Below are 26,690 nucleotides of genomic sequence, written 5' to 3'. Positions count from 1 at the left end.
CCAGCGACACAGACTCGAATGACGCAACGTGTGCACCAAGCAAGGAAGGGTAAAAGCGAAGGGGCCGCGACACCCCGGTTCTCATCCTGATTGTCGCTGGCTTCTCATCCAGATTGACGCGCTACAGGCGGCGCTGGTTGGTGCCGAATTGATGCTTGCCGGTGGTGCTCAGGGGTACCCGGCAGGTGATGTAGGCGAGCGTTTGGCTGACCTGAATGTGGATGGCAGTCTCTACGGTTTGGCTAGCGACCATATCGTGGGTGAATTGGTCTTTGAGCGTGATGACATCAGCGAAGTGGTCGAGATTGCCAATGCCCACTTGCGTGAGCCGTTGTTGGATCAGGCATGGTTGAACCGAATAAGCGATGGTGTTGAGCAGAACGTTACTGAAGAACGTTCGCAACCTGCTGCTGCTGGATTTGAGGCGGCTCGTTGGGCGGTATTTGGTGAGCAGCCCTTGCGTAATGCGTTATCGCTGCACGGGCTGGATGCGTTTGAAGAACTTGCACGAGATGACATCCTTGCTTGGCATGCCGAGACGTTTACGCGTACCCCTGAAGCGGTCACGGTGGCAGGTGCAATAGATGCTGAGGCAGCTGGCCTGGCGCTTGATTCGTTATTCGAAGGGCTGCCGGAGAAAGGTCGGAGTATGACAAGGGACGTTGCGCCGGATTTTAAACCGCGACGTATTCTACTTCATATGCCTGAAGCTGAAGTTTCAAGCCTTGCCTTCATAGCGCCAGTTCCATCCACGCGGCAAGGAGGGGAGGTTGAAGATGTATTATTAATCAATGCACTTGGAGGAGATGATCAAAGTGTATTGTTCAATGCAATGCGAACGAATCTTCGTGCAAGCTATGCTTTTGGAGCAGGGATGGATAATTTTACTCGTGATCACCGGATTATCGTCATGGCTGGGGAGGTTGATACGAGTAAGATTGCAGATGCCGAGAGCGTCGTTCGCGAGGCGTATATTAAGTTCCAGAAAACCGGGCTGGAGGGCGATGTTGCCGAGCGAAAAGCACCATTGAAAGCATATTTGTCTGAAATCAATGACTTCGTGATTGATCTTGCGGGTGTCGAGTTACAGAACTCGCTTGACGGCGGTGATCCTGGTCGCGTGCAAAATAGTATAGACGAGCTTGAAGCGGTGACCGAAGTTTCATTAAGTGAGCGGTTAAAAAATGCCTTCCCCAAGATAGATGAATTCACCGTCATAGCGGTTTCGCCAGAGGCCGACTCCTTGCCCGATGCCTGTGTTATCACTACACCACGTGAGGCAGTTGATTGCTAATGATTGACAGGGCTACTGACAATACTGGCGAAATCGCACTTTCCTGGTTCGGCAAGACGCTGTGGAAGTTCACGCCGCTATATATCGAGCTGATCTTCCTGGCAATCTGTCTGCGCCTGATAGGCTTGGTTGAGCCTTTTATCTTCCAGGTAATTATTGACCGTATCTTGCCTTTTCAGCGCGAAGCATCCTTGCTCGTTGTCGCCACAATTTTTGTGGCGGTTAGTATTTTTAATCTTGGGTTCGAAGTGTTGTCTGATCTGCTGGGATTGTTGGTTGCTAACCGCGTCACACGCGAACTAGGCGCCCGAATATTTGAACATCAGTTCAAGCTGCCGTTCAGTCATTTTCGCAAATGGTCGGTGGGCGAGAGCATGGCTCGTATAAGCGAGACCGATACCATTCGTGCATTCCTGGTCGGGACGACAACGGGGGTTTTCCTTGATCTTGTTTTCGTGTTCATCTACATTGCGGTTCTTTTAACATTATCGGTGCCGCTAGCAATGATCATTCTGGCAGCGCTCCCTATCCAGTTTCTGATCTACTTCAGTTTCGGCCCTTTTTTGCGCCGCCGCCTCCGTACTGAATTTGATGCTGGAGCGCAGCATCAGAGTCAGATGGTCGAAAGCATTTCAGGTATCGCTTCTATCAAGGCGCTGAGTGCTGAGAGGAAAATATTGGAGCGGCTGGATCAAACACTGAATGCAACACTGAATGCCTCGTATCGTGTGGGCTTGTTGCAAATCTGGAGCGATAAACTCCTGTTCATTATTCAGCAGGCGATAACCATCAGTATCATATATTTTGGTGCTCAATTTGTATTTTCCGGAGAAATGACGCTCGGTCAGTTGATAGCTTTCCACTTGCTGGCCGGTAAGGTGACCGCGCCAATCGAACGTTTTTCTAGTCTATGGGAGGAGTGGCAAAATATCCGTGTCTCACGGCAGCGATTGGGCGATATCGTTAATTCACCAATGGAGTCTTTCGGTTCTCTGCCAAAGATGTCGCCGTACATTGAAGAGAGTTTAGAGTTTTGCAACGTTGAATTTAATTACACCTCCTCTGCACCAATCCTGCGAAGCTTTAATTTTCTCGCTAAGCCTAAAACGTTGACGCTTGTTGTTGGCCCTTCGGGAAGTGGTAAGTCTACTTTTGGACGGCTCGCTTCGGGTATCGATGTCCCAGACAAAGGAGAGGTGTTGTTAGGCGGGGAAAATATCGCCCAGTATGAACCGCATGAAGTAAGGGCACAGATTGCCTACGTTCCACAAGAGCCGTATCTGTTTGCAGGCACCGTGCGTGAGAACCTCACTCTTGGTGACGAGGTGGCAACGGATGACATGCTCGAAAGAGCCCTGCGAATCTCGGCGGCTGATACTCTTGTGAAGCAACTTCCCCATGGGCTCGATACACAGGTGGGTGAGCGTGGCTCTGCTCTTTCGGGGGGGCAGCGGCAACGGATTGCGATAGCTCGGACTTTAGTTAGGAATCCAAAGGTTATTATCCTTGATGAGCCCTTTAGTGCACTTGATTCTGCTACTCAGCGAACAATGGCGGAGGAGCTTCAGGTGCTGAAGCAGGATGCAACGTTGATAATTATTACACATACCCCAGACATTTTTGATAATCCCGATCAAGTGGTTGATTTTGAGGCGCCATGATGGCTAATTGTTCTATGCCAATGAAGATAACGTCTCCCACGCTACATGCGACAATTATTTTTACTCTCTTTGTATTCGCAATTATTCTGATGCTTTCGTTTGTTTTGAAGGTCGAGGTTGTAGCAAAGGGGCAAGGTCGAGTGCTCCCCATTAGCCGTGTTCAGGTTGTTCAGCCTGAGTTTTCGGGCAGCATTACAGCTATTAATGTTAACAATGGAGACTCGGTTGAGCAAGGAGATGTTTTGATAGAATTTGACGCGACAGAGGCTCTTACCGATCTGGGTACTATTCAGGCGGAGCAGGATCGCCTGAGGATCGAGGTTGCTAGAATCGATGCTATGGTAGCTGCTCTTGATAAAGATTCAGCCACACCTGGTTTTACCGATCAAGCGCTTGCCGGATTCAGTCTTCCCTTAGAATTGGCTGAACATGCATTTGCCGAAGAGCAGCGAAAGCTGCTGCTGGCCGAAATCAACGATCTCTTGATATCGCTAGAACAGGTGGATGCACGTGAAGTGGAAAATCGTCGTTCTGAGGCTGTCACCAATGCCAATATCGCACGAGTGAATGCAATCCTCAAGATTCAAGAAGAGCGGTTGCATGCCGCCGAGCAATTACTTCAACGAGGAGGAGTTAGTCGATTTGAATTCCTCGATGTACAGGAGGGTTTTACCAAGCTTGAAAGTGAGCGTGATGTCTACCAGAGTGAACTGGCTCAAAAGTCATCCGAGCGCATGGCAATTGAGAGCGAACGCCGGCGCATTACCACTGAACTTCGGAGCTCTCTGCTTGATAGAAGAGCGAAGATTGACTCACGTCTTGCAACACTATTTGAAAAGAAACTTGCTTCAGAGCGACGAGTTGAGGCTGCAACTCTTGAAGCGCCAGTTTCTGGGGTTGTTGATCAGCTAAAGGTTTTTACTTTAGGCGGCATTGCCGAGGCAGGGGCTGAGCTACTCCGAATCGTGCCAACCGATGCCCAAGTAGAAGTAGAGGGAACATTTTCTAACCAGGATGTCGGCTTCATGGAAATTGGGCAGCGGGCTAATATTCGACTCAAAGCTTTCCCATCTGAACGGTTTGGGGTCGTTCAGGGAGTGGTTGCGGATATTGCTGCGGATTCGAGTGAGACCAAAGAGGGCCAGTGGCACTATGTTGTGAGCATAAAACCCGAGCAACCTTTTCTCGACGCTGGTTCAGAGCGTTTTTATTTACGCCCTGGCATGACAGCAACAGTTGATGCCATAACTGATACGCGCCGAATAATCAGCTACTTTTTTGCTCCAATAGTTAAAGCAATACAAGATTCATTGGGAGAGCGCTAGCCGATTATCCAAAATATCACTTGCAACCTGATCATTGCCTTGAACCATAAGCCCGGCCGCTACATGGTAAGCAATGGGATGGAGTCCTCCCCACCCTACACTGGCGTCATTGCGCCACTCTGGTGGGTGAGTGCATCACTTACCAGCCTGAGGATGAGGAGAACTCCCCATGAACATTACCCGGGTCGGCGTCGATATCGCAAAGTCCGTCTTCCACGTCCATGGCGTGGACCGCCATGACCAGGTGCAGTGGCGCGGAAATTACTCACGTGGCAAGTGGCTATCGTCAAACGCGTCCCTGTCGGTGCCGTGATCGGCATGGAGCCTGTGCCTCCGCCCACCATTGGGCACGTGAGCTGCAGGCACGCGGTTATCACGTCACGTTGATCGCCGCTCAGTTCGTCAAGCCCTACGTGAAGAGCCACAAGAACGACCGCGTCGATGCCGAGGCCATCTGTGAGGCCATGGGCCGACCGAACATGCGCTTCGTGGCGGTCAAGACCGTCGCTCAGCAAGATGTCCAGGCAGCGCACCGGATCCGCGAAGAGCTCGTTCACCAGCGAACGGCCAAGGCCAACCAGATACGCGGTCTGATAGGGGAGAACGGACTCGTGGCTCCGGTCGGTATCGGTCAACTGCGCACCGCCTTGCCACGCTGGCTGGAAGATGCCGGGAACGGCCTGACCGATACCTTCCGCGTGCTGCTGGCTGGCCTCGCCGAGGATCTTCGCCACCTGGATGACCGCATTGCCACGGTCACGGCGGGCATCGAGAAGCAGGCGAAAGCCAATCCCGTAACGAAACACCTGATGTCGCTGCGGGGTGTCGGTCCACTGACGGCCAGCGCCTTGGCCGGTGCTCTGGGCGATGGCCAGGCTTTCCGATGTGGTCGGGACTTTGCGGCTTCTCTTGGCCTGACGCCTCGACAACACAGTACCGGTGGACGAGACCACTTGCTGGGTATCAGCAAGCGAGGCGACAGTTACCTACGCAAGTTACTGGTGCATGGCGCCAGAGCTGTTTTCCGCCATGTAGAGCACCAGGAGGACGGTCTGAGTCACTGGATCAGGCAACTGGCTGAGCGCAAGCATGGCAATGTGGCCGTCGCTGCGCTCGCCAACAAGACAGCACGCATTGCCTGGGCTATCACGCGCCATGAGGCAGCCTATGATCCCGCGTTGGCAGCCCATGCAGCGTAAATACAGCCAGCTGATTTTAAAGAATTTATCACAGCTATGACCCACCACCACGATTGCTGAGCATGCTGCAAGATGGCGAACAGGTCGAACCGACGTCAGAAAACCCCTGTGGATCGCTGAGCCATAGAGCTCGTGTAAGCGTCTGGGAGCTGACGTGCGGATAGCCCATCAGGGTCCGATGCCACTGGCATCATTAGAGAGACCGGATATACGTGTGCAGTCGTACCTACCGTCCATCGCGCCTCATGCTGGCAAACGGGGAGGACTCCATATACGAGCCACAAACCTTTCAATTACCCACAAGTCATCAGCCATATAAGCATTCGATTGATTAAGAGGAGCCCGGTGTGCTTCGTTGTCCAACAGCACATTCAACATGGCAAGAGGCGTGGATATGGGGCAACACTGGGTGGATGAAGAATGCAATCTGGGTGACGCACGATTGAACCGAAGGTTAGGAATGATCCTGGAAGATATCGGTGAGCGACCGGACAAATCCCTACCCACGGCATTTCAGGATTGGGCGAATACAAAGGCCGCCTATCGCTTCTTCGCCAATGAAAATGTCAGCGAGGACAAGATCCTAGAGGGGCATTTTGCAGCCTCGGCTTTGCGAATCCAGGCCACCGATGGCCCCATCCTGATCTTGCAGGATACTACTGAGTTTTCCTTCAAACGCTCGTCACCTGAGAAAATCGGTTTCACCAAGGTATCAGCTGGGCGCAAGATGAGGATCGGCAAAACCCACCTCGCCAGCAGCATCGGTTATGGCCTGATCGAGGCCGGCATCCGGGTCAAGTTCGTGGCCGCCACGGCGCTCGTACAAAGTCTGCAACGCGCCAAGGAAGCCCTGCGCCTGACGGATGCTCTGGCCCGTCTCGACAAGTACGCCGTGCTCATCATCGACGATCTGGGGTACCCGAGTTCGACACTTCCAGCCCGGTTTTGGCCTAAAATCGGCCCCTGTGATCTGAGAATTCAGCGACTTAGCAAATTTCGGCCGAATCCTTTGTAGTGACACGTTTTTCTATTGGTTCCTTGCTATCAGCTCAGTAGGCGGACTATGGTGGTGACATGTTCGTCAAAGTCACCAAATCCGGGCCGCGCCGCTACGTGAAGCTCGTCGAGTCCTACCGCGACGAGGCCGGCAAGTCGCGCCAACGAGTGATCGCGACGCTGGGACGCCTGGAAGCCGTCACAGCCGGGGAATCCAGCGCGCTGATCAATGGCCTGCTGCGCGTATCCGGCCAGCCGACGCACGAAGAAGGTACCGGCGAGACCGACTTCGCGCCGGCGCGCTCTGTTGGTGATACCTGGCTGCTGACGTCACTCTGGAAAGAGCTCGGCCTGGACGATGCCTTCCGACGCGTGCTGCGCACCAAGCGCCAGTTCGATGCCGAGCGGCTGCTGCGGATCATGGTGTTCAACCGGCTATGTGATCCGGAATCCAAGCTCGGTGTGCTGCGCTGGCTGGAAGATGTGCTGGTGCCCGACGTCGACACGACCTCGATCAGTCACCAGCACCTGCTGCGCACCATGGACACCCTGTCGGACTGCAGCGAAGCGCTCAACGACGTACTGGCACACCAGCTCAAGCCACTGATCGATCAAGAACTCTCGATCGTCTTCTACGACCTCACCACGATCCGGGCAGAAGGCGGTACCTCGCTCGACGGTGACGTTCGCCACTACGGCCCGTCGAAGGAGGGCGGGACCGCCCGCCAGTTCATGCTCGGTGTCGTGCAGACGGCGGAAGGCTTGCCCATTCACCACGAAGTCTTCGATGGCAATGTCGCGGAAACCCGCACGCTGCTGCCGACCATCAAAACGGTGGTCAAGCGCTTCAACGTGCGGCGGGTCGTGCTGGTCGCCGACCGTGGCCTGCTCTCCCTGGACAACCTGGCCGCCCTGTCCGCCGTGCGTATCGAGGATCGCCCCCTGGAGTTCATCCTGACGGTGCCGGGGCGCCGTTATGGCGAGTTCGATGACCTGCTGAAGGCATTTCATCAGACGCACTGCCAGGATGCCAATCGCGAAGCTTACGGCGAGATGGCATGGCAGGATCATCGGCTGATCGTGGCGCACCGGCCGGAAGTCGCCAAGGTGCAGACGGCCGCACGCGATCAGAAGATCGAGGCGCTGCAGGCCGACGCTCGCCAGTGGTTCGAAAAACTGGATAACCAAGATGCCGGGCGGCGCTATCGCGGCAGACAGCTCTCCGATGCCGGCGTCACCGCCAGGTTCTACAAGGCCGTCAGTGACGCTCACCTCGGCCATATCCTCAAGGTCGACCTGACGGCCGAGACGTTCAACTACGTGCTCGATCAGCGAGCGCTCGACCGAGCCCGGATGCTGGATGGCAAGCTGCTGCTGGTCACCAACATGGCCGATCACGACCCGCAGGAGATCGTAGAGCGCTACCGTGCGCTGGCCGACATCGAACGCGGGTTCCGGGTGCTGAAGAGCGACATCGAGATCGCGCCGGTCTACCACCGGCTACCGGATCGCATCCGCGCCCATGCGCTGATCTGCTTCCTCGCGCTGGTGCTTTATCGGGTGCTGAGGCTGCGGTTGAAGGCCAGCGATCATCCGCTGTCGCCAACGCGGGCACTGGAAATTGCCCGCAAGATCCAGTTCCACCAGGTCACGCTCCACCGTCGCGAGACGGCGAGCGGCCTGACCAAGCTGAAGCCTGAACAACGCGACCTCTTCGAGGCCATCGGCCTGCCGGCACCTACCGCATCGCGCTTGTAGTGCCAATTTTGAAACCGCGTTTTCAGGTAAATCAGTAGCTTACGCTTCTATCTGTCGAACTCGGTCGCGCCAAGCGCAGCCCAGAGAAGGGGGAAGTTAGGACACCGAAACCTTCTGTAGGAACCCGGTGGGTACACTCCCACCCGGCAAAGGCTGGCCACCAGCCGGAAGCGAGCCTTGCGTCGTCGTTGGCAACGGCGGCACGAAGCGTAGGCAGCGGATACCGAAGCCGTGTGATAGAGCCTCGAAACGACAGAAATTGCTGGAGCCTTCGTCGTCCGAGTAGCGGGGGCAGCACCACATGTCCTGTATGGCCTGGGACATGGGTCCGGCCGGGGTCCAAGAGCAGGGCAAAGGTATGCGTGGGTTCCCTGGGAACTTGGGAGACCCCGTGGTATCCCGTTGAGAAAATGCCAGATGGGGCAACTGGCGGCAAATGTCCTGGCTCTTATCCTTGGCGCCGCAAAGGGATGAGAGAGCGAAACCAGCGGCGCACGGCGGGTATCGTCAAGCGAGGGAAACGAAGCCTGGCGAGAGGTACCACGGGGAGTCTTAGCGTCTTCATAGTAGCGTGAGAAAGCGGGGTAACCGTCCCGAGGGAGCCCGTGAGTAGTGAAGGGAGACGTCGGGTTGAGGAATCGTTGTTGGGCAACACACGAGTACACCGAGACGACATGACTGTGTCAACGAAACAGCAGCGAATAGCAGAACTGGCGCAGCGGTATGCTGGGGAAGGGCTGACGACGTTGCACCACTACATGGACCTTGACTGGTTGAAAGTGGCATTCGTGCGGGTGCGGAAGGACAGTGCGCCAGGCATAGATGGAGTGACGTGGGAGTGCTACGGAAAGCACCTGGATGCCAATCTGGAAGATCTCCTGTGCCGAGTGAAATCTGGACGGTATCGGGCACCTCCAGTGAGGCGTGTTCATATTCCCAAGGGAAGTGGGAAAGAGACGCGTCCCATTGGAATTCCTACGCTAGAAGACAAGGTCTTGCAGCGGGCAGTCGTGATGCTGCTGGAGCCTATATTGGAGGGTGAATTTCATCACCACTCCTTCGGGTTTCGGCCAGGGCGGTCAGCACACGAGGCGCTGGCTACCATTTGGGAAGCAAGTACGCGACTGGGAATAAGGTGGATTGTAGATGCCGATATCAGAAAGTATTTCGACACAATTGATCACGGTATGCTAATGGATATGCTGCGCCGGAGGGTCCGAGATGGTGTGGTACTAAGACTTATAGGAAAGTGGTTGAAGGCTGGAATACTTGAGGATGGTGTCAGGCTGTTTCCGGAATCGGGATCTCCACAGGGTGGTGTTATTTCACCACTGCTGAGTAACCTCTATCTGCACGAGGTCCTGGATGAGTGGATGGTGAACGTCGTACCCAACTACTTGAAGGGACGCTGGTTTATTGTCCGGTTTGCCGATGACTATGTGCTCGGCTTCCAACGCCGTGACGATGCAGAAAAGGTGCTGGCAGTACTGCCGAAGAGATTCTCCCGGTTTGGACTGACGCTCCATCCTGACAAGACTCGCTTAGTCGCCTTTGGGCGACCGAATGGACTCCAGCGCCCGGGCACCTTTGACTTCCTCGGTTTTACTCACTATTGGGGCCGGTCGCGAAAGGGACACTGGGTAGTCAAACGCAAGACAGCCAAAGACCGCCTCAATCGGAGCCTCAAGCAGCTCTCTGGGTGGTGCCGGTTACATCGGCATCTACCAATACGGGAGCAGCATGCGACGCTTCAGCGGAAAATGCGAGGTCATTATGCCTACTACGGTATCACTGGAAACGCGCGTAGCCTGCAGCAGTATCGAATGCAGGTGGCGCGAATCTGGTGTAAATGGCTCAACCGCCGAGACCGTGGCTATAGGCTCACATGGGAGCGGTTCTCAGTGCTGCTGCGGGATCATATTCCACTTCCACGAGTCCGCATCGTACACAGCATCTATGGAGCAAAACCTTAACTTGAGGAACCGGATGCGTTAATCGCGCTCGTCCGGATCTGTGGGGGAGCCGTCGGGTGACCGGCGGCTCTACCCGGAGGGGGATGTCCGGAAAACCGAGCAGGAAAGCAGCGTATTGTTCGAGCTAATCGCCCATCGCTATGAGCGCCACAGCCTGGTCATCACGTCCAACCAGGACTTCGAGCACTGGGACAAGCTGTTCGAGGACACCATCATGACCGTCGCCGCCATCGACCGACTGGTCCATCACGCCACCATCCTTCAGTGCACGGGGGAAAGTTACCGGAGGAAAGCCTCACTCAAGAAGCAAACCGCATAAGCACACCGTCAACCGGCCAACCTAATTAACGCTGGACCGGACAAGATAGTTGACGCTGTATAGTTATGCCATCGAACTCAGTGAAGCAAAAGTCGTTCGCCAAATCTTCCACTGGGTCGGAGTGGATCGATTATCCATCGGCGAGGTCGTCCGTCGTCTGGATGGGCAAGGCGTGACGACGCGTACAGGGAAGAGCCATTGGGATCGTAGTGTGATCTGGGGAATGCTCCAGAACCCGGCCTACATGGGCCGTGCGGCATTTGGGAAGACCAAGGCGACCGCCCCTCAATCCAAGATGCGCCCTCCACGCCACAGCGCGGAGGTTCACAAGAAAGGCGTATCCGTTACCCGTCAATCTCGCGATGAATGGATTGAAATCCCCGTGCCGGCTCTTGTCAGTGAAGCGTTGTTTTCGGCAGTACAAGAGCAACTTGAGGAGAACAGGAAATACGCGAGGTTACGCCGTCGAGGGGCTGCCTATCTGTTGCAAGGGTTGGTGGTATGTGGCCATTGTCATTATGCCTATTACGGAAAGCCCGTAAGCCAATCAGTGGCAAAGGGTGGGCGTAAGTATGCCTACTATCGCTGCATTGGCACTGATGCTTACCGCTTTGGCGGCCAGCGGGTATGTGACAACAAGCAAATTCGCACAAGCCGGCTTGATGATTTGGTCTGGATGCAGGTTGTGAATCTTCTCAAGAATCCAGAGCATCTGAAGCATGAATATGAAAGGCGCCTGGATCTCATAGAAGAAGGTCAGTACATTAACCTGGACGTCTCAGCCCTGCAAAAGCAAAAGCATCAATTCGAGAAAAGCAAATCACGCCTGATTGACAGCTTCGTGGAAGGCGTCATTGAAAAAGAAGATTTTAATCCTCGCCTTGCCAATATCAAAAGCCGGATTACTCTGTGTGAGCAGCAGATTACCGAGGCAGAAAGTCAGCAGACGGGTCAGCAAGAGCTGTTTCTTGTGGTTAGCCGGCTCGATGAGTTTTCGGATACGGTCCGTGATCGGCTCAATACAATGGACTTTGAGACGAAAAGGGAGATCATTCGTGGCCTGGTAAAACGAATAGAAATCTGGAAGGATGAGATCGTAGTGGTATTCAAAGTCGATCCCGATTCTGACCCCAAGCCCGACACTGGTTCACAGCCCTCGGAGGCTACTGAAAAATCAGCAGAAGGAAAAAGTATGCAACATCGTCCGAGACGTGATGATTCCGCCCTGAGGGGTACCGGTAATGGTCGCTCGCGCCTGGCGATCCTCCTGGAGGATGCCGGCGCGCAGGAACGCCTTGATCAGTCTCAGAACGCGCTTATCGGCGATACGGCGACGCACGCGGTCCATCAAGGCGGTGTGGTCGATCTCGTCGAAGCATGCCTGGATATTACCCTCGAATACCCACCCGTAGTTGCGGGGTGGGGAGGTGAGAAAGTGAATCTCCGCAATCGCGTCCTGGGCGCGCCGATTGGGACGGAAGCCATACGAGCACGGCTTGAAGTCCGCCTCAAAGATCGGCTCCAGTACCAGTTTCAGGGAGGCTTGAACCACACGGTCCAGCGTGGTCGGTATCCCAAGCCGCCGGAACTTGCCGTTGGCCTTGGGGATCCGTTTCTCGCGGACCGGCATGGGAGCAAACTGCTGTGCCTTGAGCTGGGCTCGTAGCGCTTGCAGCAGCTCAGTGGCATCGTCCCCGATGCTGCGGGGCGTGACGCCATCCACGCCTGCGGTTCGTGCCCCCACCCGTTGCCATGCTACGACCAGAAAGGCCGGGTCGCAGATCAGGTTGAACAGATCATCAAATTGGCGCTGGCTATCCTCCCGCGCCCACTGGTGCAACTTCTTCTGCAATCCAAGTACCCGTATCTCAGCCAATGCGAGGCTGGGCCACAGCGCGCCGGTATTCACCCGCGACCTCCTTGAGTTTCATTAGGCATGCAACCTTGCTGGATCCCTTCGCCATGTGGATGGCTTTCCCGTCCTCGGACTACTACGGATCCTCCGCCCCCTGTCGTCGGCATCAGCTGGCTACGCGCTTTCCCTACCGCCGTGCAGCGGTGAGGGACCGACGACAGGGTTCCCACGTTCACCTTGGAAACGCTTGTCAGGCTTGGTGCCCCGCTATGCCCCAGCGGCTTCGCCATGGTTACGCCGCAGACCTTCACCATGGCCTCGCTAACCGTTGACATACTTCGGAGAGCGAGTTCTCCCCAAACTACAGGGATACGCGCCGCAACCCCGCCCGAATCTGCCAGGTTAGAGCGGGTGGGTTTCGCTTGAGGGGCTTTAAGACGCGGGTTCCTCTCGTACACCGTCCTGTCTCGATAGCAGAGCCCGCGCCGTCTGGCAGTGCCGGCACGACTCCGCGTTGTCAGGGCTGCTTGCCGCTCTTGCTCCCGTACCGGAGGTCGAGCTGCCCTCAGCTTCTATCGGTCTGCTGCGACAGACCAACGGCAGTGCTCTTTCATCACTGCACGTTTCCAAAGCGCCTCGTGGCGCACGATGTCGCCGACCCACTTCTGGTTCGGGGCTTCCGCGGTGAAGTCCTGCTCCAGCAGGTTCAGTGCCACCGGCAGCGTGTGCCGAGAAGTCGTGGTGGCCTTGAACTTGCGGGCCGCCTTGCCGCTGGAGGCTGGCGGCGACTTCACTGGCAGACCATCGTCATGCAGGTCCAGAGTCAATCTGGGAGCGCCTGAGTGCCCCTTCCGATGGTGATAAGCCTCGGCCACACGCTGGTCGAGAACCGCCTGCTGACGGCGCTTGAGCGACGGCGCGCCATCGCGCTGTCGCCAGGCGTAGTAGCCGCTGCGGGCGACGCCGAGTACCGAGCACATGCGCTGAATGCCTGACGATGTTGATGGATGAAGGCGTACATCACTTCAGGCTCTTGGCGAAGTACACCGCTACCGACACGGTCGGCGAGAGCCAGGGCCTCGTCTAACGGGTACGGGGCTTCTTCATCGACGCTGCTTGCCTTGCCATGGGTCACCTCGTTCAGTGTACTGCCCTAACGGGGTGTCCACTGCTCCTGGGCAAGATCAGCGAGCCGTGAGGGAGCAGTTGGGCGCACGCGAACTCTTTCCTTGTGTATTCACCGACGGCGAACTGCTGCCCGCGCAGCTATCGCTCGCCACACTCGACGAGTTGGAGCACCTCGCTCCTTATGGTCGTGAGTTCGACGCACCGCTGTTCGAGGGCGAATTCCTGGTCGAGAACCTGCGTGTCGTAGGAAGCGAGGGTAATCACCTGATGCTCGAGCTGTCACAGAAGGGAATCGCTGCGCGTGCCATCTGGTTCCGTGCCCTGACACCGGGAGAAGTGCCGGCCTTCGTCCTGGGCGATCGGCTGCATTGCGCCTACAAACTGTCACGCAATCGCTGGAAGGGGCGCGAGTCGCTGCAGCTGATGATCGAGCACGCCGAAAGCAGAGATCAGTAGTTGGGCCAGACGCCGGGCGTAGCCAGCTCCAGCAGGTGGCCATCGGGGTCGCGGAAGTATAGGCTTTCGCCACCCTTGGGCCAGTGAGTGCGTCCCTCGATGGCGATGCCGTGGTCGTCGAGTTGGGCCTCCCAGGCTTCGAGCTCCCGCGCGGCGATGGCAAAGGCCATGTGCACCCGCCCTTGGCCATCGTGCGGTGGAATGGTGCCCATTTCGCCGGGCAGCACTACCGTTTCCAGCGTCTCCCCGCGCAAGAACAGCAAGAGTACCGAGCCGGCCCCCGCGTCGTAAGCCGTGAAACGGTGATCGGCGGTAAATGCCTCTAGACCCATCACCCCCTCGAAGAAGGCCCTGGCCCTGGCCATGTCCTCGACGTATAGCGCTGTTTCCAGGACGCCGTTGAGCTTGGGCATGTGCGCCTCCGAAATCAGCTATTTGTTTAAGCCTAGCAGGTTCGATCCTGACTTACGCCGGGCTAGCTGGAACTGTTTTGTCCAGTGGCATGGGAAAGTCCTGATCACCCTCATCCTGAAGGGTGCGAGAAGTGACATGCTAAGTCGATGAAAATTCAGGGAATCGGAAGTCCGTCATACCAAAGTATTAAGTTTTTGCGGATTAAAACAAACGTTTGCTCTTGATTGGTGAGACGCTTTGGGCCAAAAAGAGAAGGCACGCCCTTGCCCAGTAGGGCAAGACCGTAACCACTTCCAGCCCTAACCCTGGAAAAGGACGCCAGACGATGCAATACAAATTCAACAAACTTTCCATTGCCGTTGTTTTCGCTACCGCCGCGCTGGTCTCCAGCCAGGCAATGGCTTCGGGGTTTCAAGTCCGTGAGCAAAGCGCCAAGACACTGGCCAATGCGCTGTCCAATGCGGCGGCTGGCGCCGAGGACGTCAGCTTCATGGCCTACAACCCGGCGGCGATCGGCAATATCGACGGTACCCAGGTTGCCGGTGGATTGGCCTATATTGATGCTAACTTCGAACTCAACAATGCTGAAGCTTCAAACTTTGGCGTCGATTTTGATCGTGGCGGTTCACGCCAAGGTGGTGAGACCGCGTTGGTGCCCAGTTTCGCCGCCAAGACCCAGCTTAACGATCGGCTCGACCTGGGGCTGGCGATCTATTCACCTTATGGACTGTCGACGAAGTACGACAGGGACTGGATCGGGCGTTATCACGCCATCGAGACCGAGCTGGTGACGATCGACATCCAGCCCACGCTGAACTTCCGTGTGAACGACCGCTTATCTCTTGCCGCCGGTCTGCGTGCGGAATATGCCGATGCCACGCTGTCCAATGCGATCGATTTGGGTGCCAGTGCCGGGCAGCCGGGGCAGCATGATGGGTTTGGTGAGGTAACCGGTGACGACTGGGGCTATGGCTATATTCTTGGGGCCCTGTTCCAGGTCACCGACAAGACCCGCTTGGGGGCCAGCTATCGCTCCGAGATCGATTTAACTCTTGAAGGTGATGCCAAGTTCCGAGCCACCGATGCCACGTCTCAGGCGGTACTGGATGGCGCCCAGGCTCTGGGCACTTTGACCGACGGCGGCGGTCGTGCGGAACTGACCACGCCGGCCACCTTGAACCTGGGGGTGTATCACCAGCTCACCGATCGCCTTGCGCTGATGGCCAATGCCGAATGGACCGATTGGAGTTCGTTCGATGAATTGGTGGTCGAGTTCGATGACAATACCCCCGACAGCGTCACCGAGGAAAACTGGGATGACACCTGGGCCTTCTCGGTCGGTGCCAACTATGCGCTGAATGAGCAGTGGCTACTGCGTGCCGGCCTGGGCTACGATCCGACCCCGGTACCCAGCAGTCGCTTTCGCACGCCTCGAGTGCCGGATTCCGACCGTCGCTGGGCGACCATCGGGGCCACCTATATGCCGACGCCCAATCTGGGCATCACTGCCGGCTACATGCGTGTCTTCGGTAAGGATGTCGACATCGATCAGGATGCCACCGATACCGGCAACGCGAGCCGGGGTAACCTCGAAGGTACCTACGATGTCTCCGCGGATGTGGTGGCCCTTTCCGTCGACTATCGCTTCTAAGGCTTTCCCGCCCTTCCATTCGAACCCGGCTGCGGCCGGGTTTCGTGTCGTTGAACGATGCCAGCCGGGATGGCCGCTGCTGCGGGATTTGGCTACAATGGTGACCTTTACTTGGCCGCTGCCGTGTCTTACCGACCGTAGCGGCCGTTTCCCCTGCAGCACAATCCCGGGCAAACCGTTCATGCAAGAGATCAATCCGATCAACAACCTCATCAAGGACCTGTCCGAGCGGACAGACGTCCTGAGGGGGTATCTTTGACTATGCCGAGAAGAAGGATCGGCTAGAGGAAGTCACCCGCGAGCTGGAAAACCCCGACATCTGGAACGATCCCGAGTACGCCCAGAAGCTCGGCAAGGAACGCGCCACCCTGGCAGCCGTGGTCGAGACCATCGACGAGCTGACTCAGGGTGTGACCGATAGCGCCGATCTGCTCGAACTGGCGGTGATGGAAGACGACGAGGATACCGTCGCCGAGGTCGAGCGCGAGCTGACCAACCTGCAGCAGAGTCTCGAGAAACTCGAGTTTCGGCGCATGTTCGCGGGCGAGATGGATGCCAACAACGCCTATCTCGACATCCAGGCCGGCTCCGGCGGCACCGAGGCTCAGGACTGGGCCAACATGCTGCTGCGCATGTACCTGCGCTGGTGCGAGCATCACGGCTTCAAGACCGAGATCGTCGAGCTCTCCGCCGGCGAGGTGGCGGGCATCAAATCGGCGACGATCCATATCCAGGGTGAGTACGCCTTCGGCTGGTTGCGCACCGAAACCGGTGTGCATCGCCTGGTGCGCAAGAGTCCTTTCGACTCCGGTGGGCGTCGGCACACCTCCTTCGCGTCGGTGTTCCTGTCACCCGAGATCGATGACAGCTTCGAAGTCGAGATCAACCCGGCAGACCTGCGTGTCGACACCTACCGTTCCAGCGGTGCCGGCGGCCAGCACGTCAACACCACCGACTCGGCGGTACGCATCACCCACGAACCCAGCGGCATCGTGGTGTCGTGCCAGAGCCAGCGCAGTCAGCACGCCAACCGCGACTTCGCCATGAAACAGCTCAAGGCGAAGCTGTGGGAATTGGAGATGCAGAAGCGCAATGCCGCCAAGCAGGAGGCCGAGGATAGCAAGGCCGATATTGGCTGGGGCAGCCAGATCCGCTCCTACGTGCTCGACGATCAGCGCATCAAGGATCTGCGTACCGGCGTGCAGACCAGCAACTGCGAAAAAGTCCTCGACGGCGATCTGGATCAGTTCATCGAGGCGAGCCTCAAGCAGGGCTTGTGATTCACTTTCAACAGGTAGCGTAATGGCGAACCAGAGTTCTTCCCAGGACAGTCCTCAGCACGACGAGAACCATCTAATCGCGGAGCGCCGTGCCAAGCTAGCGGCACGCCGTGAACGGGCCGCCGAAACTGGCGAGAGCGCTTTCCCCAATGACTTCCGTCGCGACAGCCTGGCGGCGGAGTTGATCGATGAACTGGGTGACAAGGACAAGGCCGAGCTGGAGGCGCTCGATCGCCCGGCGGCCGTCGCCGGGCGCATCATGCGTAAGCGCGGCCCGTTCATCGTCATTCAGGACGTCTCCGGTCAGATCCAGCTCTACGTCGACAAGAAGGGGCTGCCGGAGGAAGTGCTCGAAGACATCAAGGGCTGGGATATCGGCGATATCGTCGCGGGGCGTGGTCCGGTGCATAAGTCCGGCAAGGGTGACCTGTATGTGAAGATGGCCGAGGCCAAGCTGCTGACCAAGAGCTTGCGGCCGCTGCCCGACAAGTTCCACGGCCTCACCGACCTGGAAGCGCGCTATCGCCAGCGCTATGTCGACCTGATCATGAACCCCGAGTCACGGCGCGCTTTCGAGGTGCGTGCGGGAGTGATCGCCTCGATCCGTCGCTTCTTCGAGGCGCGTGGCTTCATGGAGGTCGAGACGCCGATGCTGCAGCCGATTCCCGGCGGCGCGGCAGCGCGACCTTTCATCACCCACCACAATGCGCTGGATCTCGACATGTACCTGCGCATCGCCCCCGAACTATATCTCAAGCGTCTGGTGGTGGGCGGCTTCGAGCGGGTCTTCGAGATCAATCGCAACTTCCGCAACGAGGGGCTGTCGACGCGCCACAACCCCGAGTTCACCATGCTCGAATTCTACTGGGCCTACGCTGACTATCATGACCTGCTCGATCTCACCGAGGAAATGGTACGCCAGGTGGCTCAGGACGTGCTGGGGACCACTTCCCTGGTCTATCAGGGCACGACCTACGAACTGGGACGGCCGTTTGGTCGTTTGACCTTGCGCCAGGCGATCCTCGAACATGGCGATGGCATCGGTGAATCCGACATCGACACCGAGGAGGGTGCCCGCGCTACCTGTGACCGCCTGGGCATTGCGGTCAAGGACAACTGGGGCTTGGGCAAGCTGCAGACCGAGATATTCGAGGCGGTGGCCGAGTCGCAGTTCGATCAGCCGACCTTCATTACTGAATATCCGGCCGAGGTCAGCCCTCTGGCGCGGCGCAACGATGCCAATCCCTTCGTCACCGACCGTTTCGAGTTCTTCGTTGGCGGCCGCGAGATCGCCAACGGCTTCTCCGAGCTCAACGATGCCGAGGACCAGGCCGAGCGTTTCCGCGCCCAGGCCGCCGAGAAGGAGGCCGGCGACCTCGAGGCGATGTATTACGATGCCGACTACGTGCGCGCGCTGGAGTACGGCCTGCCGCCGACCGCCGGCGAAGGCATCGGCATCGATCGGCTGGTGATGCTGTTCACCGACAGCCCCTCGATCCGGGATGTGCTGCTATTCCCGGCAATGCGACCGGAATAGTTGGTAACCGGCGGTGCTTGTGCCCATAATGATCGTCGTTTCGACGTCGAGGAGAGTCCGATGAAGCTGCTCAACCGCTCCGCCCTGAGCGTCAAGCCCACTCAGGCCTTCGTGGACTGGATCAACTCCCTGGAGCCGACGGTCGGCGACGACGATTTGACGCTCGCTGACGTCGACCGCGAGAACACCGTCTACCTGATTCCCGAGATGGACACGCCTGAAGCGCTCGAAGCCTTCGTGCGCGAGCGCTACATGGAGATTCTCGAGAGCGAACTGCGAGCCTGGGAAGAAGACGAGCGGCAGTGGCCGGAGATCCTCGACTGGGCACTGTTCCAACGCTTCGTGCAGGTCGAGCACAGTTACCTGGCCATCGATCTCGATGACGAGGCAGCGCTCGAGGTGGCCGAACTGGATGACTCGCTGCTTCTGGAGACCGATCAAGACTGACCGGGGCGGGGAGAAGTGCTGAATCCATGCCCTGCGCTCCTTGCGTCTTGTGCTTCTCGCCTCTCGTCGATTTATGTAGCGCTTCCTTGCCTTCCGCTGTTCTCCGGGCGCAGGATGCCCATGAACCGGCTACGGCCGGTTTTTTGTCGCAGGTGAAACACCTTCATGAGATTGTTCGAGACTCGCCCCCACGACGATGGCCTGCCCGGCCCGGAGCGGCGCATTGCCGTGCTGGTGCTCGTGCTGGGAACGCTGATGGCGGTGATCGACACTACCATGATCAATATCGCCCTGCCGTCGATCGCCCGAGATCTACGGATTGCCCCCTCGCGTGCCGTATGGGTGCTCAGCCTGTTTCAGATCGTTTGCGCAGCCACCCTGCTGGTGTTCGCTTCGCTCAGTGAGCTGCTCAGTCGGCGTTGGTTGTACATCGCCGGGTTGGCATTGTTCACCTTGGCATCGCTGGGGGCGGCATTGTCCAGGACGCTGGAGGCATTGCTGTTGTTTCGCGCCCTGCAGGGGCTGGGGGCGGCGGCCACGCTGTCCATCGGCCCTTCCCTGTATCGGATGATCTTCCCGACGCGCTTGCTGGGAGCGGCGATGGGTATGAGTGCGCTGGTGGTAGCGTCCGGTTATGCCTCGGGGCCAACCCTGGGGGGGCTGGTTCTCTCAGTGGCCGACTGGCCGTGGCTGTTTGCCATGAACGTGCCGCTGGGAGGTATCGCTCTGCTGCTGGCATGGCGAGCATTGCCGACCGAACCGCGTCGCCGCGGTGGCTTCGACATGCTCGGGGCGCTATTTTCGGCGCTCATGCTGGCCAGCTTCTTCCTGGCCATGGATACCCTGGGGCACGGCGGAGGCGGGCTGGAGCTCGCGGCAATGCTGGCCGTGAGCGGGGCCTCTGTGTGGCTTTTCCTGTGGCGTCAGCGACGCGCCTCCCATCCCCTGTTGCCGTTGACGCTGTTCGAGGAACCGCGTTTCACTCTGGCGGTGATGGTGTCGGGGTTGGCCTTCATCGGCCAGGGGCTGGCATTCGTGGCACTGTCATTTCTCTACCAACAGGAGATGGGGTTGTCACCGTTGCAGACTGCCTGGCTGTTCACGCCCTGGCCGCTGACCATTATGTTCGCCGCGCCACTGGCCGGGCGGCTGGCCGATCGCGTCAACCCCGCCGCTCTATCGACCTTGGGATTGGCACTGCTGTTGGCTGGTCTGGTATCACTGGTCTTGCTCGAGGCCGATTCCGGCGTGATCGACAGCCTGTGGCGAACCGCGCTGTGCGGACTGGGTTTCGGCCTATTTCAGGCGCCCAACAACCGCGAGATGATGAGCAGTGTGCCCAAGGCGCGCAGTGCCAATGCCTCGGGCATGATGAGTACCGTGCGTACTGTGGGACAGTCACTGGGTGTGGCGCTGGTGGGGGTGTTTCTGGCTGCCGACCTGGGCTCGGTCCAGGCGTCGTTGTGGTTGGGCTGCGTGGCGCTGGCAGGGGCTGTGGTGATCAGCCTGCGGCGCGTCCCGTTGACGCCGGCTCCCCAGCGCGAGCCTCGCTCGCAACGCCCGTCGCCGGGCTCGAAGTGAGTCGTTACAATGGGATTCTTCTCCTCTGGGAGCGCCGAATGAACGAGTATGTGGGGACTGCTCCATTCAGGCATTTTGCCGGCGTGTTTCCGAGGAGATCTTTGACGATGAGACATTAGTCATGAGCATTCAGGCGAGTATCGAAGACAAACTGCAGGCCCTTGAGCCCACTTATTTGCAGGTGGAGAACGAGAGCCACATGCATAACGTCCCGGCCGACTCGGAGACCCACTTCAAGGTCACGCTGGTGTCGCCCCGTTTTCAGGGGTTGATGCCGGTCAAGCGTCATCAGCAGATCTACGCGGCGCTGGCCGAAGAGCTGTCGGGGCCGGTGCATGCCTTGGCATTGCACCTCTATACTCCTGAGGAGTGGCAGGCCCGAGGTGGCGGTCGTCCGGACTCGCCTCATTGCCGAGGCGGTGGCGGGTCGTGACCACCGAGCCCCAGCGCCTGCAGTATCTCGAGGCGATGGGCCTGACGGCCTGGGAGGGGCGCTATCGCCTGCCCAATGCCCGGCCGACCCCCGAGTGCGAGTGGGAATTGCCTGAGCCGGCGAAGGCCAGAACCCCCGGCGAACGCCTGCACGGCCTGCTCGAGAGCCAGCCCGAAGTTCGAGCCCCGGAACCGTCTAGCGAGCCGGCGCCGCGTCAGTCTCGGCGAGCTCGGGCTCTGTTGGGTGAACCACTCGAGTCTTCTCTTCCGGCTTCTCCTGCCCCGCAGGATGAGGAAGCTCCCATATCCATGGCTGCTTCGCAAGCGGCGCCGAGCGTACCGCAGCAGGCGTTGCGTTTCACCCTGCAAGTAGCCGCCCTCGATCGGCGCTGGTTGGTGCTGCTCCCGGGCGAGGCGCCGCCCAGTGCCATGGCCCAACGGCTCCTGATCAATTTGCTGCGCGCCGCCGGCATCGAGCTCAAGGCGCCTCCCGAGTTCCAGACGTTCCGCTGGCCGATGATGGACGAGTTGCCGGTAGAAGCGCCCTTGGACGAGGCACGCGACGGCCTGCGGGCCTTTATCGATGGGCGTCGACGCCAAGGCTGGCATCCCGAGCGCGTGCTGGTATTCGGCGATGACGAGGCGTTGGCTCGTGTGCTGGCCGTGGAGGATGCGCACTCGTCGCTGCTCGGGCTTCCCGCTTGGTGGGGAGCGTCACTCGAGGCGCTGGCCGAGGGCGCTGCAGCCAAACGCGCAATGCTGCCGTTGCTGTCGGTATGGAGAGCGGCCTGGAACGATTCGGTGGATGGCGGAGATGACTGAACCGATCCTGTGCCGGCTGGGGGCGGCGCATCTGGCGTCGCTTATCGAGCTGGAGCAAGCTGGCCAACCGCACCCTTGGAGTCCCGCTCAACTGGCTGCCGTCCTGACCGATCCCCAAGCCAGTGCCTGGGGCGCGCTCGAGGTGAAACAGCAGTCGTTGCTGGGCTTTGCGGTCCTATACCGCCTGCCCTTCGACGCCGAACTGCAGGCAATAACCGTGGCTCCGTGGGTGCGGCGGCAAGGTATTGCTCGGGCCCTGCTAATCCGGCTGTGTGAGGAAGCCGAGGCTTGGGGCAGCGAACGGCTGCTTCTGGAAGTGAGGGCGAGCAATGCCGCCGCCATCGCCCTGTATCGCCAACTGGCCTTCGAGGTGGATGGGCGTCGCCGTGGTTACTATCCCGCGAGTGCGGAGCGTGCCGGGCATGCCGGCACGCGGGAGGATGCCCTATTGATGTCGCGGCGACTGTAGGTAATCCTTTCGGCATTCGAGGGTTTCGCCGTCGCTTCCTTGGGGCTCAAGATACGTTGGCGCTGGCGTCGCTGCCTTCAAGCTCCTGGAACTTGCTCAGCAGGCCGTTGAGACGACGCTCCCATTCATCGTGTTCCTGCTTCAGGCGAGCATTTTCCTCGCGCAACTCCTCGGCTTCCATCTTCAGCATCTCAATGGCCTCGACGGCATTGGTGACCTTTTGTTCGAGCTGATTGAAGAGTTCGGTGCTCATCCTGTTCTCCTAGTATTCTTAATTGCAGCGGTGACGGCATGCCTGGGGGCATATCAGGGCGCAGCGTACGCTGGGTATGACGACTCAGCAACCGTCGTCGGCTGGCGACGCTGTTCGGCGATAGAGACGCCCAATACTGTCACCGGCCCGGATTTCGCGATGCAGCCGCCAGGTGGTGGGCACCTGGGGAAGGTGCTCCCGCTCGGTTTCCAGATAGATGAAGGCATTCTCGGTCAGCCAGCCATGCGTCTCCAGCGCGGCGCAGCTTGCCGCGGCCAGGTCTTGTCGAAAGGGAGGGTCGAGAAACACCAGTGGAAAAGGGGATGCCGTACGCTCGAGAAACATCAGGGCGTCGACGGTTTCCACCCGACCCGTGGCGCCAAGGGTCGCCAAGTTCGCCTCCAGGGCGTTGGCCACCTGTGGGTCACGTTCGACGAACACCGCGTCGCGGGCACCGCGCGAGAGTGCCTCGAGCCCCAGGGCTCCGGTGCCGGCATACAGATCCAGCACTCGGGCGCCAGGACAGGCCGCAGCCAGCCAGTTGAACAGGGTTTCGCGAACACGGTCCGGCGTGGGGCGAAGCCCCGGGCTGTCGAGGATAGGCAGCCAGCGGCGGCGGTATTCACCGCCGATGATGCGCAACCGCCCGCGCCCCTTGTGAGACGTAGGGGCTTGGCGGCGCGCGCGACGAGGGCGGGAGACAGTACGATGGCTCATGACCTCGAATTGTACCGCCCCTGTTATCCACAGTCATGGCCCGCAGTGGTACGATGACCCGATTCTTCAGTTCTCGAGTACAGATCACGCCAATGTTCGGACTTTTCAAGCGCAAGAAGAAACAGGACGACCTCAAGGACATCCGGGATCGCGACCAGGAACAGGTGCACGACCTGGAACACGAAGACGATGAGTTGCGGAAGGGCGAGCCGAGTGAGGGCGATGCCGCGGAGGTCGTAAGCGAACACGGCCCGCAGCAAGACGAGGCGGGCGAGACGACACCAGACACATCCGAGCCTGAAGCCACCCGCCAGGCCCAGGACGAGAAGGACGCCGCGCCAGACGACGGCCCTCGCGAGGAAGCGCCGGTCGAGCCCTCGCGCAGCGAACGGGTCGGAATACCTGCCGCAGAGCAGGTGGAAGCTGAACCAGCCTCCGAGCGTGAGCCGGAATCCGCCATCACCGCTTCCGATGAGGCGCCGAAAGCCGAGAAGAAGAGTTGGCTGTCACGCATCCGGTCGGGGTTGAGCAAGACTCGCGCCAACCTCTCCGACGGGATAGCTGATCTGTTTCTGGGCAAGAAGCAGATCGACGACGAACTGCTGGAAGATCTCGAGACCCAGTTGCTGATGGCCGATGTCGGCATCGATGCCACCACCGAGATCATCGAGCGCCTGACCGAGCGAGTGTCGCGCAAGGAGCTCAGCGAGCCCCAGGCGCTGTATCGTGCCCTGCAGGAGGAGCTAACGGCACTGCTCGACCCGGTGGCCATCCCCTTGTCCCTGCCGCCGAAGGGCGAAGGGCCTTTCGTGATCCTGATGGTCGGGGTCAATGGAGTAGGCAAGACCACCACCATCGGCAAGCTGACCCAACATTTCCAGCGCGAAGGGCGTAGCGTGATGCTGGCCGCGGGCGATACCTTCCGCGCTGCCGCGGTGGAACAGCTCAAGGTCTGGGGCGAACGCAACCAGGTGCCGGTAATTGCCCAGCATACCGGGGCCGATAGCGCTTCGGTGATCTACGATGCGCTGTCTGCCGCCAAGGCGCGCAAGGTCGACGTGCTGATCGCGGATACCGCAGGGCGGTTGCACAACAAGAGCCACCTGATGGAAGAGCTCAAGAAGGTGCGTCGGGTAATGACCAAGCTCGACGAGTCGGCGCCACACGAAGTGATGCTGGTGCTGGATGCCGGTACCGGTCAGAACGCCCTGTCCCAGGCCCATACCTTCAACGAGGCGGTGCCGGTCAGTGGCATCACCCTGACCAAGCTCGACGGTACCGCCAAGGGTGGCATCATCTTCGCTTTGGCCAAGCAACTCGGTACGCCGATCCGCTACATCGGTGTTGGCGAGTCGCTCGATGACTTGCGTCCCTTTGCGGCGAAGGAGTTCGTCGAAGCGCTCTTTGCTTCCGGGGAGAGTCGTGACGAACGGACGCGCTGATCCATGATCGCTTTCGAGCATGTCGGGAAGCGCTACGGAGGACGTTTCGAGGCGCTGGCCAATATCGATTTCCGTGTCCGGCGTGGCGAGATGGTCTTCCTGACCGGCCACTCGGGGGCCGGCAAGAGTTCTCTGTTGCGCCTGATCATGCGCCTGGAGCGGCCATCGCGCGGTCGAGTGCTGGTGGCCGGGCACGACATCGGACGCCTGCATGCCAGCCAGGTGCCCTTTTACCGACGGCAAATCGGCGTTGTCTTCCAGGACCACCAGTTGCTGTTCGACCGTACGATCTACGCCAACGTGGCGCTGCCGCTGGAGATCCAGGGTGTCGAGCCGCGCGAGGCAGCCCGTCGTGTGCGGGCGGCGCTGGACAAGGTCGGCTTGCTACACCGAGAGAAAGCGCTGCCGATCGAACTCTCTGGTGGTGAGCAGCAACGTGTTGGCATCGCGCGGGCGGTGGTCAACAAGCCGGCACTGCTGCTTGCCGACGAGCCCACCGGCAATCTCGACCCTCAGCTTTCCGCCGATATCATGCAGTTGTTCGAGGATTTCAATCGCATCGGTACCACGGTGATGGTGGCCAGCCACGACCTGGCGCTGATCGCGCGCTTGCGTCATCGGGTTCTGCGCTTGCGCGAGGGGCGCCTGGTGGCTGACGAGGAGGCCGCATGAGTCGTCAGGAAGTCCGCGAGACTCGACGCGGTGCCCGCAGTCAGCGCACCCGCACCAGCAGCCGATTGCGTGGCTGGGGGCATCACCACAGGGCGATGTGCCTCGACAGTGCACGACGCTTGATCCGCTATCCCGTGGGCAGCCTGTTGACCATGCTGGCTATTGCCATCGCCCTGGTATTGCCCGCTGCCTTGTGGCTGACGCTCGATAGCGCGCGGCTATTGGATGCTGAACTCAATGAGAGCGCCACGTTGACGGCTTACCTGGCATCCGATGTCGACGAGGCCCAAGCCGTACGAGTGAATGAGGCGCTGCAGGCCCATTCGGCAGTGGCAGCCACGCGCCTGATCACCGCCGCCGAAGGCATGGCCGAATTCCAGCAGGCGCTGGGCCTGACCGACGCCTTGAGTCGGCTCGACGACAACCCTCTGCCGGCCAGCGTGGTGGTCACGCCACGAGATGCCTCGCCGGAGGCGGTGAGTGTTCTGGCCGGTGAGTTGGAAGCTGTCACCGGGGTGGCGGATGTACGTCTCGATCTCGCTTGGCTGGAACGGCTACGGCGCCTGGCAGAGCTGGGGCAGAGACTGACCTTGGCATTGGGCGTGCTTTTCGGGCTCGGGGTGCTGTTGATCGTCGGCAACACCGTGCGTCTGGCAGTGGAAAGTCGCCGCCAGGAAATCGAGGTGGTAACCCTGATCGGTGCTACCCATGCCTTTGTGCGTCGCCCGTTCCTGTATAGTGGCGCATGGTATGGCCTGGGTGGCGGACTGCTGGCTTGGGGCTTGCTGACCGTGGGTGGCGAGTGGTTGGCCACACCGGTGGCAACGCTGGCCGAGAGCTATGGCGCTCGCTACAGCTTGCCAAGACTGGATGCCATGGGCTCGGCAGTTCTGCTTTTTTCCAGTACACTATTGGGGTTGCTGGGGGCTTGGATCGCCGTAGGGCGACATCTGGCAGAGATTCGGCCTCGTTGAGATCAAAATGCGGATTTTGCGGTGCAACAGGGAAC

Annotated in this window: 21 protein-coding genes and 5 pseudogenes; 21 read left to right on the top strand and 5 right to left on the bottom strand. The window is 59.1% G+C overall.

Annotated features, from left to right (window positions below):
* Window positions 1-28 precede the first annotated feature (28 nt).
* From IE093_RS13525 to IE093_RS22925, 9 genes and pseudogenes are all read left to right on the top strand, one after another.
* Window positions 29-1,294, top strand: a complete 1,266-nt coding sequence (locus IE093_RS13525) for a M16 family metallopeptidase (RefSeq protein WP_189470054.1) — start codon at window positions 29-31, stop codon at window positions 1,292-1,294.
* Window positions 1,294-2,955 carry a peptidase domain-containing ABC transporter gene (locus IE093_RS13520; protein WP_189470052.1) on the top strand — a complete coding sequence of 554 codons (1,662 nt, stop codon included), beginning with the start codon at window positions 1,294-1,296 and terminating at the stop codon, window positions 2,953-2,955. Before IE093_RS13525 ends, IE093_RS13520 begins: the two co-directional genes overlap by 1 nt.
* On the top strand, window positions 2,952-4,280 hold the full coding sequence (locus IE093_RS13515) for an HlyD family type I secretion periplasmic adaptor subunit (RefSeq protein WP_189470050.1): 1,329 nt from the start codon (window positions 2,952-2,954) through the stop codon (window positions 4,278-4,280). Before IE093_RS13520 ends, IE093_RS13515 begins: the two co-directional genes overlap by 4 nt.
* A 169-nt stretch (window positions 4,281-4,449) precedes the next feature.
* Window positions 4,450-5,479, top strand: a pseudogene (locus IE093_RS13510) (IS110 family RNA-guided transposase).
* Window positions 5,480-5,834: 355 nt separating this feature from the next.
* Window positions 5,835-6,494 (top strand): IS4/Tn5 family transposase DNA-binding protein, encoded by a 660-nt coding sequence (locus tag IE093_RS22775; protein ID WP_422730981.1) that lies wholly within the window; start codon window positions 5,835-5,837, stop codon window positions 6,492-6,494.
* Window positions 6,495-6,553: 59 nt separating this feature from the next.
* The gene (locus IE093_RS13500) at window positions 6,554-8,233 is read left to right on the top strand and encodes an IS1634 family transposase (protein ID WP_189470049.1); all 1,680 of its coding nucleotides are present in this window, start codon (window positions 6,554-6,556) and stop codon (window positions 8,231-8,233) included.
* A 674-nt stretch (window positions 8,234-8,907) separates the two neighbouring features.
* Window positions 8,908-10,206 (top strand): group II intron reverse transcriptase/maturase, encoded by a 1,299-nt coding sequence (gene ltrA, locus IE093_RS13495; protein WP_189470047.1) that lies wholly within the window; start codon window positions 8,908-8,910, stop codon window positions 10,204-10,206.
* A gap of 79 nt (window positions 10,207-10,285) precedes the next feature.
* A pseudogene (locus IE093_RS13490) lies at window positions 10,286-10,525 on the top strand (ATP-binding protein); the annotation flags it as partial.
* Between the two features lie 49 nt (window positions 10,526-10,574).
* A pseudogene (locus IE093_RS22925) lies at window positions 10,575-11,198 on the top strand (recombinase family protein); the annotation flags it as partial.
* A 501-nt stretch (window positions 11,199-11,699) separates the two neighbouring features.
* Here the strand turns inward: IE093_RS22925 and IE093_RS22920 are convergent.
* Window positions 11,700-12,155 (bottom strand): reverse transcriptase domain-containing protein, encoded by a 456-nt coding sequence (locus tag IE093_RS22920; RefSeq protein ID WP_422730982.1) that lies wholly within the window; start codon window positions 12,153-12,155, stop codon window positions 11,700-11,702.
* An 872-nt stretch (window positions 12,156-13,027) separates the two neighbouring features.
* Window positions 13,028-13,150: pseudogene (locus tag IE093_RS22915) on the bottom strand (IS3 family transposase); the annotation flags it as partial.
* Window positions 13,151-13,568: 418 nt separating this feature from the next.
* Here IE093_RS22915 and IE093_RS13470 point away from each other — a divergent pair.
* Window positions 13,569-13,964: pseudogene (locus tag IE093_RS13470) on the top strand (DHH family phosphoesterase); the annotation flags it as partial.
* On the opposite strand, the gene IE093_RS13465 reads toward IE093_RS13470, so the two are convergent.
* Window positions 13,958-14,377, bottom strand: coding sequence for a VOC family protein (locus IE093_RS13465; RefSeq protein ID WP_189470040.1), 420 nt, complete (start codon window positions 14,375-14,377; stop codon window positions 13,958-13,960). The pseudogene IE093_RS13470 and the gene IE093_RS13465 overlap by 7 nt on opposite strands.
* A 326-nt stretch (window positions 14,378-14,703) precedes the next feature.
* Here IE093_RS13465 and IE093_RS13460 point away from each other — a divergent pair, with 326 nt between their 5' ends.
* The 8 genes from IE093_RS13460 (at window position 14,704) to rimI (ending at window position 22,597) form a co-directional block, all read left to right on the top strand.
* Complete coding sequence (locus tag IE093_RS13460; protein ID WP_189470038.1) at window positions 14,704-16,029, top strand: OmpP1/FadL family transporter; 1,326 nt, start codon at window positions 14,704-14,706, stop codon at window positions 16,027-16,029.
* Between the two features lie 181 nt (window positions 16,030-16,210).
* Window positions 16,211-17,309, top strand: a protein-coding gene (gene prfB / locus IE093_RS13455; protein WP_189470036.1) for a peptide chain release factor 2 whose coding sequence is annotated in 2 segments (ribosomal slippage) — window positions 16,211-16,285 and window positions 16,287-17,309 — 1,098 coding nt in all. Because the reading frame shifts where the segments join, the coding sequence is not laid out codon by codon here.
* 22 nt (window positions 17,310-17,331) lie between these two features.
* On the top strand, window positions 17,332-18,846 hold the full coding sequence (gene lysS / locus IE093_RS13450) for a lysine--tRNA ligase (RefSeq protein WP_189470034.1): 1,515 nt from the start codon (window positions 17,332-17,334) through the stop codon (window positions 18,844-18,846).
* Window positions 18,847-18,906: 60 nt separating this feature from the next.
* Window positions 18,907-19,293 (top strand): hypothetical protein, encoded by a 387-nt coding sequence (locus IE093_RS13445; protein ID WP_189470032.1) that lies wholly within the window; start codon window positions 18,907-18,909, stop codon window positions 19,291-19,293.
* Between the two features lie 165 nt (window positions 19,294-19,458).
* On the top strand, window positions 19,459-20,874 hold the full coding sequence (locus IE093_RS13440; protein ID WP_189470030.1) for an MFS transporter: 1,416 nt from the start codon (window positions 19,459-19,461) through the stop codon (window positions 20,872-20,874).
* Window positions 20,875-20,995: 121 nt separating this feature from the next.
* Entirely contained in the window at window positions 20,996-21,307 is a 312-nt protein-coding gene (locus IE093_RS13435; protein ID WP_189470028.1) for a BolA family protein, read from the top strand.
* On the top strand, window positions 21,304-22,128 hold the full coding sequence (locus IE093_RS13430; RefSeq protein WP_189470026.1) for a hypothetical protein: 825 nt from the start codon (window positions 21,304-21,306) through the stop codon (window positions 22,126-22,128). Before IE093_RS13435 ends, IE093_RS13430 begins: the two co-directional genes overlap by 4 nt.
* Window positions 22,121-22,597 (top strand): ribosomal protein S18-alanine N-acetyltransferase, encoded by a 477-nt coding sequence (gene rimI / locus IE093_RS13425; RefSeq protein WP_189470024.1) that lies wholly within the window; start codon window positions 22,121-22,123, stop codon window positions 22,595-22,597. The genes IE093_RS13430 and rimI overlap by 8 nt, the downstream gene beginning before the upstream one ends.
* Window positions 22,598-22,643: 46 nt before the next feature.
* Here the strand turns inward: rimI and IE093_RS13420 are convergent, their stop codons facing one another.
* Both IE093_RS13420 and rsmD read right to left on the bottom strand, forming a co-directional pair.
* Window positions 22,644-22,850, bottom strand: coding sequence for a cell division protein ZapB (locus tag IE093_RS13420; RefSeq protein ID WP_189470022.1), 207 nt, complete (start codon window positions 22,848-22,850; stop codon window positions 22,644-22,646).
* Between the two features lie 84 nt (window positions 22,851-22,934).
* Complete coding sequence (gene rsmD, locus IE093_RS13415) at window positions 22,935-23,567, bottom strand: 16S rRNA (guanine(966)-N(2))-methyltransferase RsmD (RefSeq protein WP_189470020.1); 633 nt, start codon at window positions 23,565-23,567, stop codon at window positions 22,935-22,937.
* A 92-nt stretch (window positions 23,568-23,659) separates the two neighbouring features.
* On the opposite strand from rsmD, the gene ftsY reads away from it, so the two are divergent.
* Genes ftsY through ftsX form a run of 3 tightly spaced genes read left to right on the top strand, consistent with a single transcriptional unit; the run spans window position 23,660 to window position 26,655 of the window.
* A complete protein-coding gene (gene ftsY, locus IE093_RS13410; protein WP_189470018.1) occupies window positions 23,660-25,009 on the top strand; it encodes a signal recognition particle-docking protein FtsY in 1,350 nt (449 codons plus the stop codon).
* Window positions 25,010-25,012: 3 nt separating this feature from the next.
* Window positions 25,013-25,681, top strand: a complete 669-nt coding sequence (ftsE, locus tag IE093_RS13405) for a cell division ATP-binding protein FtsE (protein ID WP_189470016.1) — start codon at window positions 25,013-25,015, stop codon at window positions 25,679-25,681.
* On the top strand, window positions 25,678-26,655 hold the full coding sequence (ftsX, locus tag IE093_RS13400) for a permease-like cell division protein FtsX (protein WP_189470014.1): 978 nt from the start codon (window positions 25,678-25,680) through the stop codon (window positions 26,653-26,655). The genes ftsE and ftsX overlap by 4 nt, the downstream gene beginning before the upstream one ends.
* Window positions 26,656-26,690: the final 35 nt, after the last annotated feature.

Origin of the sequence: Litchfieldella qijiaojingensis (genome assembly GCF_014651875.1) — a bacterium.
Taxonomy (GTDB): domain Bacteria; phylum Pseudomonadota; class Gammaproteobacteria; order Pseudomonadales; family Halomonadaceae; genus Litchfieldella; species Litchfieldella qijiaojingensis.
This window is presented reverse-complemented; position numbering and strand designations above follow the sequence as displayed.